Origin of the sequence: Enterococcus saccharolyticus subsp. saccharolyticus (assembly GCF_029023825.1) — a bacterium.
Classification (GTDB): Bacteria; Bacillota; Bacilli; order Lactobacillales; family Enterococcaceae; genus Enterococcus_F; species Enterococcus_F saccharolyticus.
The window spans coordinates 670,225-681,385 of sequence record NZ_CP118957.1 but is presented as its reverse complement, the minus strand read 5'-3'; the positions used below and the strand labels follow the sequence as shown (position 1 = coordinate 681,385).

Below are 11,161 nucleotides of genomic sequence, written 5' to 3'. Positions count from 1 at the left end.
AATGGCACTCGAAAAAAACAAGATAGATCAAAAATGACCTATCTTGTTTGTTCATCAAGGGTTGAAAATGGAATAATTGGTTGTGGTGGAATCGTTGGTTCATTCAACGTTTTTTGCATCCACACCACATCACACCATCGATCAAACTTAAACCCAACTTTTGCATATTTGCCTACGTATTGGTAACCAAATTTTTGATGAAATTGCTCACTTCTTTGATTTCCCGCAGTAATACACGCTAATAATTGCACTACATGTTGACGAGCTAAGGTTTGTTCTAGTGCTTGATATAGTTGTGTTCCTACACCTTTTATCGGACAATTTTCTTTAACATAAACCGTTGTTTCAACAGCCCAATCATAGGCGGCACGTTTGTTATAAGCTCCTGCATACGCATAGCCAAGAAGATCACCGTCTTTTGTTTCTGCAACTAAATACGGGTATTTTTCAAGTGTTTGCTGAACACGTTGTGAAAATTCTGCAACTGTTGGGACAGTATATTCAAATGTAATCGTTGTTTTTTCTACGTAAGGCGCATAAATTGCCAGTAATTTTGCTGCATCCAAGCTCGTTGCTGGTCGAATGAAAAGATTAGTCATTCGCTTTTCCTGCATACACCGTTAAATGTCCAGGTAACACTGCAACATCGATTGGTAATTCTGGACCTTCGTCTCCGTCAACATTGGTTACCAGTGTTTTTTCTTTCACAGCAATTGTTCCTTTGGTAAATGTTACATACCCTACGTTATCTGTTGTTTCTTTGACACCTGTTAATAAATCTGGCAAGCTTTTTACGGTATCTAATAAGCTTTCATCTTTCAGATATAGTAAGTGCATCTTACCATCATCGACTTGTGCATCCGATAATAATTGCTCAAATCCACCAACAGAGTTAGTTAACCCAATAATAATCGTTGTGCTAGTGACTGCTTGTGCTTCACCATCAATCGTTAATTCAAAATCATACGATTCTGTTCCAATAACATTTTTGATTCCTGAAATAAAATAGGCTAGTTTCCCAAATTTTGTTTTATCTTCTACATCCACATCGTTAATCGATTCTGGAATCCTACCAATAGCTACCACATTCATAAAATATTGATCATTCAATTTACCTACATCCAATGATTTCGTACGTGTAAGATCTAAATTCGCAATGGCTTCTTCAGGATCTAACGGTAAATTTAATGCTCGCGCTAAATCATTCACTGTACCTAGCGGAAAGAAACCAAAATTCGGACGGAATTCTTCTTCAGCTAACCCACTGATTGCTTCATTAACTGTCCCATCGCCTCCCATTGCAAAGACACTGTCGATTTTTTCTTGGGCAGCTTCCTTGGCAAAATCAATTGCGTCTCCTGCTTCTTCGGTATGTTTTACAATTACTTCATCAAATAAAGAGTGTAATTTTTCTGTTGCTTGGTCTTCATATTTCTTTGCTTCTTCTCCACCTGAACTTGGATTTACAATTAATAAGGCTTTTGTCATTGTTGGTTCCTCCTATTTATTTTTTAATTTCCAGCAAAAATTCACTTCAATTGTTTCTTCAATCATTGCGGGATGAATCGTTGGTAGCGCAACTTGACGGCTTTCTGTTTGAAATGTAACTGGTGAAAGAAACGTCTGTTGATTGGTTGGACTATGATTAATCTCCACCAGCTCCCCTAACACTACATTTGAAGCTTGGGCGAGTACTTCTGCTTGATAACGCGCATCACTTGTTGCATTTTCCAGTAGTTGTTTTTGTAACGCCAACCGATTTTTCACAGTAAATTGCAGTGAAATCACTGGTTGCACTTTCGTTTCAGCAATATTCGCTAACAATTTTTTCAAACGGTTTTGATCAATCGGAAATTGTAATTCAACCGTTTGACTCACTTCATAGCCAATTTGTTCTGTTTGCCAAACATCTTCTTTTAATTCGCTTTTTTCTTTTACATCGACTGAAAATGAATGTGTCTTCAATGATTTACCAGAAAAATCCTGTGCCGTAATGACATTTTCTAATTGAGCAATTTTTTCTTTTGCTGCTTGAATTGCTTGCGCATAGTCTGCATGTACAGTTATCACCTGTAAAAAGACACTCACTGTATCAGGTGCTATAGACACATGACCAATCCCTTTGACTGTCACTAATTTTCCCACTAAATCATTCCTTTCGTTTTCATTAAATTTATTTTACACGAAAGTTCAAAAAAATGCGTGAATAAACAAAAAACCCGTTTTTCAACGGGCTGTATCTTATCGAATTTCTCTACTATTTAACGCATAGCTACGAGATAGTGAATCACGCGTCCTTTCCCCGAGTACCTCGGTTATTCGAAAGCTTAATCCAATTATCTGGCGGTTTTTTGATTAATCCCATGCTCATCAATAGCTTGTTGATTTTTCTTTTGCATAAGTTACTTCGGTATACGTTTTCCATAACTTCACGTCCTTTTTATGAACTTGGGGTTTCTGAAAAGTAGATGACCTCTTTTCACTTCTACTATACTATGCGTCGTTTTTTTAGACAACTAAAAAGGTGGAGAAAGATTACTCAAAATAAATGTTGAATGATGACAATTCAATCGGCCTATTTGGATCATGTCCTTCCATAGCAACTTTTGGTACCACTTTGATAAAAGAAGAATTTTCCGCAATTGGAAACAAAATCATCGCTCTTCCTTGAATAACAACATTTTCATCAACTATTTCTTCCTTCAATTGTGTACCATTCACAATGTCATCTAATCTTGGTGGTACATACATGAAACAACATTCCTTTCTAAAATAAAAAAAAGCTAGAAACTCCGAAAAGTTTCTAGCTAAACATATCTAATTAAGCTTCTTGAGCTACTGGGTATACAGATACTTGTTTTTTGTCGCGACCTTTACGTTCAAAACGTACTACGCCGTCAACTTTAGCAAATAAAGTATCGTCTCCACCAATACCTACGTTTACGCCTGGGTAGATTTTAGTACCGCGTTGGCGATAAAGGATTGAACCACCTGTAACAGTTTGACCGTCTGCACGTTTAGCGCCTAAACGTTTAGATTCAGAGTCACGTCCGTTAGATGTAGAACCGCCACCTTTTTTGTGGGCGAATAATTGTAAATTCATTTTCATCAACATGAGATGCACCTCCTGTGGTTATAATTGTGTGTTAATTTGGATATATTCGCTATTCTCTTCTTGAACAGCTTGAAGACCTAGTAGCAAATTCTCTAATAGAATTTGCACGATATTCATTTGTTCTTGCGTCATATCAGCAGGTACTTCTACGTATAAGTAGCCACCTTCTTCATGATTAACATCGAGAATTGGTTGAATACCCGCTAAGGCTTCAATCCCATTCACCGCGCTAATTGCTAAGGCCGAAACGGCTGCACAAACAATATCATTCCCGTACTCTCCAGCATTTGCATGTCCTGAAATCTCGTACGAAACGATTCTTCCAGAAGTATTGCGTTTAAATGTTCCTTTAATCATAGCTTACCCTACTTTTTTGTAAGAATTATGCGTTAATTGCTTCAATAACAACTTTTGTGTAAGGTTGACGGTGACCTTGTTTACGGTGAGTGTGTTTTTTAGGTTTATACTTGTAAGTAACAACTTTCTTTTGTTTACCGTGTTTTTCAACAGTTCCTTCAACAGTTGCACCTGCTACAGTTGGAGCACCAACTTTTGTAGATTCGCCACCCACTAAGATTACTTCGTCAAAAGTTACTTTTTGTCCTGCTTCAACGTCTAATTTTTCAACGTAGATTGCTTGACCAACTTCAACTTTAACTTGTTTACCACCAGTTTTGATAATTGCGTACATGCTATACAGCACCTCCTTGTAATATACTTAGACTCGCCATCCCAAGCGACATTCTTGTACTTAAAAACTTGTTCTGTGCGGTTGTAGCTGTGGAGTCCACAATTACAACAATACTACTTTATCAAAAAATGAAACGATAGTCAATGAAAACTTTTGAATTTTTTACAAAAGTTTTTCTTATTGTCTATAAGCAGGAATTGTTTGTTCATACGCCGTAATGGCTTCTTCTTCTTTTAGCGTAATTCCAATCTCATCTAACCCATTTAACATTTTGTGTTTCCATGTTGCATCAATGTCAAAGGTATATTCATTGTCACCAGAGATGACTTTTTGATTAGGTAAATCAATCGTAATTTTGTCAGTTGACTCCAATGCTGCCAGTTGTTCCAATGCTGGTCGTGGAAGAGAAATTGGCAATAAGCCATTTTTTAATGAGTTCATATAAAAGATATCCCCAAAACTTCCCGCAATGACTGCGCGGAAACCATAGTTGGAAATTGCCCACACAGCATGTTCTCGAGAAGAACCACCACCAAAGTTATCTCCAGAAATTAAGATAGAGGCTTCACTATATTCTGGAAAATTTAAAACAAAATCTGGATTGGGTTTACGACCTTTGATATAACGCCAATCATCGAATAAAAATTCACCAAAACCAGTTTTTTCAATTAACTTTAGATAAGTTTTCGGTAAAATTTGGTCCGTATCTAAATTATCATTCATAAAGGGGACTGTTTTCCCCTCATAGACTGTAAAAGGTTCCATATTATTCCCCTCCTATAATTTCTCGTACATCAATAAAGCGACCATTAATTGCGGCTGCGGCAGCCATTGCCGGACTACATAGATGGGTACGTGAATTTTTTCCTTGACGCCCCACAAAGTTTCGGTTTGAAGTAGACGCACAATGGATAAATTCAGGAACTTTATCTGGATTCATCCCCAAACACATAGAACATCCAGGTTCACGCCATTCAAAACCGGCTTCAATGAAGACTTTATCTAGTCCAATTTTTTCTGCGGCATGACGAACGGGTCTTGATCCAGGAACGACAATTCCTGTGACGCCTTCTTTGATTTTTTTGCCTTTTAAAATTTTGGCAGCTTCTTGTAAATCAGATAAACGACCATTCGTACACGAACCAATAAAGACATACTCAATATTAATATCGGCAGCTTTTTGTCCAGGATGTAAATCCATGTATTCATAGGCAAGACGATCATTGTGGTCTTTGATTTCTGGGAATGGCGTATTGATTGACACACCCATCTCTGGATTGGTGCCCCAAGTAATATATGGTTCCAACGTGTTTGCATCTAATTCAATCACGCGATCATATTCAGCATCTTCATCGGTATACAAGGTTTGCCAATCAGCAATCGCTGCCTCCATATCTTTTGGTGCATATTCTCTGCCACGAACATATTCGAAGGTTTTTTCATCAGGTGCCATCATACCCATTTTAGCTCCACCTTCAATCGACATATTACAAATGGTCATACGTTCTTCCATTGTCAGATTTTGAATGGTATCTCCATAAAATTCAGCTGCATACCCAACACCAAAATCAACGCCATAAGTCGCAATTAAAGCAAGAATGATGTCTTTCGCATACACACCCGGTTGCAATTTACCGGTAACATGAATTCCTAAACGTTTTGGTTTCTTTTGCCAAATGGTTTGCGTTGCTAATACATGCTCGACTTCACTCGTACCAATCCCAAACGCAATCGCACCAAATGCGCCATGCGTTGCTGTATGTGAATCGCCACAAACAATCGTTTTCCCTGGTTGCGTTAAACCAACTTCAGGACCTACCATATGCACAATTCCTTGACGCGCCGAACCATTATCACAAAGGGTAATACCAAATTCTTCACAGTTTCTTCTCAATGTATCGATTTGTTTTTTTGAAATCAAATCGGTAATGTTAAAAATATCCTTTGTTGGTACGTTATGATCCATCGTCCCGAATGTTTTATCTGGACGACGAACTTTACGACCAGCTTCACGCAATCCTTCAAACGCTTGAGGTGATGTTACCTCGTGAATCATTTGTAAATCAATATAAAGGAGTTGCGCTTCTCCTTCTTCACCACTGACAATATGACGTTCCCAGACTTTATCAAATAGTGTTTTTCCCATGTGAAAGCCTCCTTTAATTTCTTGATTTCACAATTACTTTAGTTTTTCTAGAATGGCTTCAGTGAATGCGGTAGTCGTTGTTTCTCCACCTAAATCTTTAGTTAAAATACCTTCTTCCATTGCTTCAAAGCAGGCATTTTCAATACGATCTGCTTCATCGTTCATATTAAACGATTGACGTAGCATCAAACTTGCCGATAAAATCATCGACACAGGGTTAGCAATATTTTTACCAGCAATATCTGGTGCAGAACCATGAATCGGTTCGTACAATGAAACGCCTGATTCGCTATGACTAGCACTTGGTAAAACGCCCAGTGTTCCTGGTAAGACAGAAGCTTCATCACTTAAAATATCTCCGAATAAATTTTCTGTGACAATGACATCAAAAGCAGTTGGATTTTGCACAATACGCATTGCGGCTGAATCAACATATTGATGTTCTAAGGTACAATCTGGAAATTCTTGTGCAACTTCTTCAGCAATTTTACGCCATAATTTACTAGTAGCTAAAACATTGGCTTTATCTACCGACAAGACATGTTTCCGGCGATCTTGCGCAATTTCAAAGGCTTTACGAATGATTCGACGAATTTCATCTTCTTGGTAACGATTGGTGTCATACGCTTCTGCTTCACCTAAATGACGTGGTTCACCAAAATAAATGCCACTCGTTAATTCACGAACAACCACAAAATCTGTTCCTTTGACAATCTGTTCTTTAACAGGAGAAAGTGGCAATAACGCATTTGGCACAGAAATTGGACGAATATTTGCAAAGAGATGCAACGCTTTACGTAAGGCCAATAATCCTTGTTCAGGTGTTTGCGCTGCGTGTTCCCATTTTGGTCCACCAATCGCACCTAATAAAATCGCATCCGCTTGCTGACAAGCAGTTAACGTCTCTTCGGGTAAAGGTTCTCCTTTAGCATCAATTGCAGCCCCCCCAAAAGGATGTGCTTCAAATTCAAACGCAATTTCTGAATTTTCTACTGCTTTTTTTAGAATCGTAACGCCACTTGTCATAATTTCTGGTCCAATACCGTCACCGGCTAACACTACAATTTTCTTTTTCATTTGCGTTCTCCCTTTTCTTTAAGAATAGCACTCGCTTGCGTATATGCCTTTGCAGAAGCTTGCAATACGTCAAAATCAACACCAATGCCGTTAATTCGTTCTTTGGTTTTTTCACACTCAATAGATACATGGACTTCTGCTTGCGCATCTTCGCCACTGGTTAACGCCGTAATGTCATATTCCACAAGGCGTGGTTGTTGCCCAAAAATTTGATCAATCGAGTTATAAATTGCTTGAATACTTCCAGCACCAATGGCAGAAGCCGTCTGAACTTCTTCGTTAGCATCTGCGATAGATACCACAGCACCTTGATACCCATTTGATACATATTGCAATTGCACTGTTTTTAATTGATAGGTTTCTTCACTACGACGAACTTCATCGGCTTGTAAAGCAATCAAGTCTTCATCAGTAATCTGTTTTTTCTTATCGGCTAATTCTTTAAACTTCTTGAAGAGACGTTGCACTTCTTCATCTGACAAATCATAGCCAAGTTCTGCCATTTTTGTTGTAAAGGCATGTCGACCAGACAGTTTCCCTAAAGGTAATGAGTTTGTATGAACACCAACTAATTGTGGAGTAATAATTTCATACGTTTCGGGATTTTTCAAGACGCCATCTTGGTGAATACCTGATTCATGCGCATAAGCATTTCCACCAATTACTGCTTTATTTTTAGGAATCGCAAAACCTGATAGACGTGCAACAATATCACTTGTACGTTTTGTTTCGCTCAAAACAATTGTCGATTCACATTCATAAAAATCTTTACGAATGTGCAATGCGACGGCAACTTCTTCTAATGCAGTATTACCTGCGCGTTCGCCAATGCCATTAATCGCACCTTCTACACGATTAGCACCATTTTCAATCGCTGCTAATGCGTTGGCTGTCGCCATACCTAAATCATCATGGCAATGAGAAGAGAAGATAATTTCTTCGTCACTCTTAATATTTTCAATTAAATACGCAAATAACGCGCCGTATTCAGTTGGATTAGAATAACCGACTGTGTCTGGAACATTAATAATTGTTGCGCCGGCATCAATTGCGGTTTGAATAGCTTCTAATAAAAAGGCTTTATCCGTTCGTGTCGCATCTTCTGGTGAGAATTGGACTTTTTCAAAACGTTCTCTCCCATAACTAACATGTTCTTTAATAGAAGCTAGCACTTCTTCACGGGTCATTTTTAATTTATATTTTAAATGCACATCACTTGTTGCTAAGAATACATGCAATTGAGGATGTTTGGCATCTTTTAAGGCTTCATACGCACAATCAATATCTTTTTTCTGACAACGTGCCAAACCCGCAACAGTCATCTTCGTTGCTACTTGGGCAATCGCTTGGACAGCTTCAAAATCACCAGGTGAAGCAATCGGAAAGCCCGCTTCAATTGTATCAATGCCCCATTTTTCCAGTTGAAGGGCAATTTGAACCTTTTCATTGGTATTAAAATTTACCCCCGGTGTTTGTTCTCCATCTCGTAGGGTTGTATCAAAAAATTGTATCTTTCTCATTACTCTTCTACCTCTCTTTTTTTCATCGTTTTATTTGATGTTACATACACGTAATTTCCATCTAATGAATAAAAAAAGCACTCCACAAAGGATTTCCTTTATGCAATGCGAATAGGACTCTTCTTAAATGTAAAATAGAAAAGAGTCCTGGATTATAATAATAATAATAAAAATGTAGTTGTTGAAATTACTGCTGTATTTTTCATAGTAACCACCTAATCAATAAGTTCTTGATAAAAAGATACCGAAAAAGAAAAAAGAAGTCAACACTTTTGTTTTAATTTTCTGAATATTTCGTCATAAAATAAAAAATAGATAACTTTAGGCATTTGATCTAAAGTTATCTATTTGAGAATTATTTCTTTACTGCTTTTTTTTCTGCCTCAAATTCGTCTTCTGAGCCAAAATATTGAACAAATGTTGTAACAGCATTTGCTTCATGATGATTCGAAACGTTCACTTCTGCCACTTGTCCTTGTCGATAACCGGTAATGACAAATCGGCACAAAATTTCGCCCTTAGATAATAAAGAAACGACATCATCCTCACGTTTGAATTCATAATTTTTGTTCTTTGCATATCCACTTTCATAACCATCTTGACATAAACTCTCAATGACTTTTACTTTCTTTGCCATTTGCATCACACTCCTTTTTGTAAAATTATACACAACTTCTGATATTTAGCAATACAGAGCGCTTTAACAGATGAAAAAACAGCCCTATTTACTAGAGCTGTCGCTTAATTTTCTGACAAAAACGGTATCTATAAGTAACGTAACAATTACACCCAATACAATACCGATTGCTAAGTTATGCGTGTAAACAATCACAGCCACGGTCATTATCAAGATAAAGCCGTCTTTGATCTGTCTATTTTTGAACAAACGCAAACTTTCCCAATCAAATGTATCAACAGCCACCGTCATCATAATCCCGATTAAAGCAGCAGTTGGTATGCCAATCATTAAATCACGAAATGCAAAAATAAATAGCAATAAGGTCATACCTGAAATAAACGTGGATAAACGTTTCCGTCCACCAGATTTAACATTAATAACGGCTTGTCCAATCATGGCACATCCCGCTTGACCACCAAAGAACCCTGTCACAATATTGGCTAACCCTTGTGCTTTTACTTCACGCTGACTATCACTTGTACTCTCTGTCATTTTATCTACAATCGGCACCGTTAGTAAGGATTCAATCAAACCAATCATCGCTAACGCTAACGATGTCGGCAAAATAATCCATAACGTTTCTACTGTCAATGGTACGGCAGGTAAGGCGAGCATTGGCGTAATATCATTCATCGCCCCTAAATCACCGACTGTTTGTAGATTGCCTTTAAATAAGAAAGCAAAGATAGTCATGACTACAATCACAATCAACGCAGATGGTACAATTGTTGTAAAACGAGGGATTAGATAAATCAAACCAATACTGAGAATAACCATTGCATAAGACGTCCACGTTTGCGCTGGTAATTGTTGTACTTGTGCCATAAAAATTAAAATAGCCAATGCATTCACAAAACCAAACATCACTGTTTTAGAAATAAAACGCATCAGTTTATGAATGCCTAAAAAACCAAAAAGCATTTGTAAGACCCCAGTTAAAATCGTGGCGGCAATCATATAATTCAAGCCGTGAGACTGCACCAATCCCGCAATCACTAATGCCATGGAACCTGCTGCTGCTGAAACCATTGCTGGACGACCACCAGTAAAAGTAATCACCAATAAAGTAACCGCCGAAGCAAACAATGCAGCTAGTGGCGGTACCCCTGCAATAATCGAAAAACCAATTACTTCTGGCAATATAGCCACCGAAGAAACTAAACCAGCAAATAAATCATTGCGCTCATTTCCTAGCCATTCCTTTTTTTCTATTCGAAATAACATACTAAAACTCCTTTACTTCATTTGAAAACTTTATCATCTTATCACAAATGAATGAGAAGGCAAAAGCTTGCTGTTTGTAAAAAAGCAAACGAATCACTCGGCTTCATCGAAAAAATAGCGATATATGCGTTCGCATTCTTCCTCTGTTGCAAGTGCTTTTCCTCGAGACATCAATTCATAAGGAGTATTCGCCGCGACAATAGTTACACCCGTACATACAAAGTTATTTTTTTCGTAGAAGTTTTTACGGCGCACGCGTTGTTCGAAATTATCCGCCTCTTTATCTAATTCTTCAATTAACAGCATTTGTTTCTTATTGGGGAATGTTTCTTGCATATAATCTAAAACAAATTTCCCATACCCTTTTGATTGAATCGTACCATCAATAGCAAAGAAGAAAATATACAACAGGTCGTCTAACAGAATATAATAAATCATGCCACAGACTTGTTCTTCTTGAAATAAACCAAAATAATTTCCTTTTTTCAGAATGGCTTTATCTATCAATTCCTCAAAAGGTACTCGCTCTTCTACTGGAAAAGACGATACATAGAGTTGTTCAACTGCTTAAATTTCTGTTGGTACGTGTAAATCAATTGATCGAATAGTTAACATACTTCCTCCCAAAAATATTTTTTCCTCTTTGATGATTTTATTTTCTCAGATGGTCGTCAATCTATCTGTTTAAAAAAGACAATAAAACTATTCG

At 37.5% G+C, this 11,161-nt stretch carries 13 protein-coding genes, 1 pseudogene and 1 other annotated feature; all 14 genes and pseudogenes read right to left on the bottom strand.

What is annotated here, in order from left to right; translation table 11 throughout:
• Positions 1–38: 38 nt before the first annotated feature.
• Entirely contained in the window at positions 39–599 is a 561-nt protein-coding gene (locus PYW32_RS03570; RefSeq protein ID WP_016175697.1) for a GNAT family N-acetyltransferase, read from the bottom strand.
• Positions 592–1,488 (bottom strand): diacylglycerol/lipid kinase family protein, encoded by an 897-nt coding sequence (locus tag PYW32_RS03565; RefSeq protein WP_016175698.1) that lies wholly within the window; start codon positions 1,486–1,488, stop codon positions 592–594. Before PYW32_RS03565 ends, PYW32_RS03570 begins: the two co-directional genes overlap by 8 nt.
• A 12-nt stretch (positions 1,489–1,500) precedes the next feature.
• The gene (locus PYW32_RS03560) at positions 1,501–2,145 is read right to left on the bottom strand and encodes an SIMPL domain-containing protein (RefSeq protein ID WP_016175699.1); all 645 of its coding nucleotides are present in this window, start codon (positions 2,143–2,145) and stop codon (positions 1,501–1,503) included.
• A 390-nt stretch (positions 2,146–2,535) separates the two neighbouring features.
• On the bottom strand, positions 2,536–2,751 hold the full coding sequence (locus PYW32_RS03555; RefSeq protein ID WP_016175700.1) for a hypothetical protein: 216 nt from the start codon (positions 2,749–2,751) through the stop codon (positions 2,536–2,538).
• A gap of 70 nt (positions 2,752–2,821) precedes the next feature.
• Positions 2,822–3,115 carry a 50S ribosomal protein L27 gene (gene rpmA / locus PYW32_RS03550; RefSeq protein ID WP_016175701.1) on the bottom strand — a complete coding sequence of 98 codons (294 nt, stop codon included), beginning with the start codon at positions 3,113–3,115 and terminating at the stop codon, positions 2,822–2,824.
• Between the two features lie 18 nt (positions 3,116–3,133).
• Positions 3,134–3,472 (bottom strand): ribosomal-processing cysteine protease Prp, encoded by a 339-nt coding sequence (locus PYW32_RS03545; protein WP_016175702.1) that lies wholly within the window; start codon positions 3,470–3,472, stop codon positions 3,134–3,136.
• 25 nt (positions 3,473–3,497) lie between these two features.
• Positions 3,498–3,806 carry a 50S ribosomal protein L21 gene (rplU, locus tag PYW32_RS03540; RefSeq protein WP_016175703.1) on the bottom strand — a complete coding sequence of 103 codons (309 nt, stop codon included), beginning with the start codon at positions 3,804–3,806 and terminating at the stop codon, positions 3,498–3,500.
• Positions 3,807–3,825: 19 nt separating this feature from the next.
• Positions 3,826–3,899, bottom strand: a sequence feature (ribosomal protein L21 leader region).
• Positions 3,900–3,983: 84 nt separating this feature from the next.
• Complete coding sequence (gene leuD, locus PYW32_RS03535) at positions 3,984–4,571, bottom strand: 3-isopropylmalate dehydratase small subunit (protein ID WP_016175704.1); 588 nt, start codon at positions 4,569–4,571, stop codon at positions 3,984–3,986.
• Position 4,572: 1 nt separating this feature from the next.
• Positions 4,573–5,952, bottom strand: a complete 1,380-nt coding sequence (gene leuC / locus PYW32_RS03530; protein WP_016175705.1) for a 3-isopropylmalate dehydratase large subunit — start codon at positions 5,950–5,952, stop codon at positions 4,573–4,575.
• Between the two features lie 33 nt (positions 5,953–5,985).
• Positions 5,986–7,029 (bottom strand): 3-isopropylmalate dehydrogenase, encoded by a 1,044-nt coding sequence (leuB, locus tag PYW32_RS03525; protein WP_016175706.1) that lies wholly within the window; start codon positions 7,027–7,029, stop codon positions 5,986–5,988.
• Entirely contained in the window at positions 7,026–8,549 is a 1,524-nt protein-coding gene (locus PYW32_RS03520; protein ID WP_016175707.1) for a 2-isopropylmalate synthase, read from the bottom strand. The genes leuB and PYW32_RS03520 overlap by 4 nt, the downstream gene beginning before the upstream one ends.
• 355 nt (positions 8,550–8,904) lie before the next feature.
• Positions 8,905–9,186, bottom strand: a complete 282-nt coding sequence (locus PYW32_RS03515; protein WP_016175708.1) for a hypothetical protein — start codon at positions 9,184–9,186, stop codon at positions 8,905–8,907.
• Positions 9,187–9,270: 84 nt separating this feature from the next.
• Entirely contained in the window at positions 9,271–10,452 is a 1,182-nt protein-coding gene (locus tag PYW32_RS03510) for a SulP family inorganic anion transporter (RefSeq protein ID WP_016175709.1), read from the bottom strand.
• A gap of 93 nt (positions 10,453–10,545) precedes the next feature.
• Positions 10,546–11,004, bottom strand: a pseudogene (locus PYW32_RS03505) (GNAT family N-acetyltransferase); the annotation flags it as partial.
• Positions 11,005–11,161: the final 157 nt, after the last annotated feature.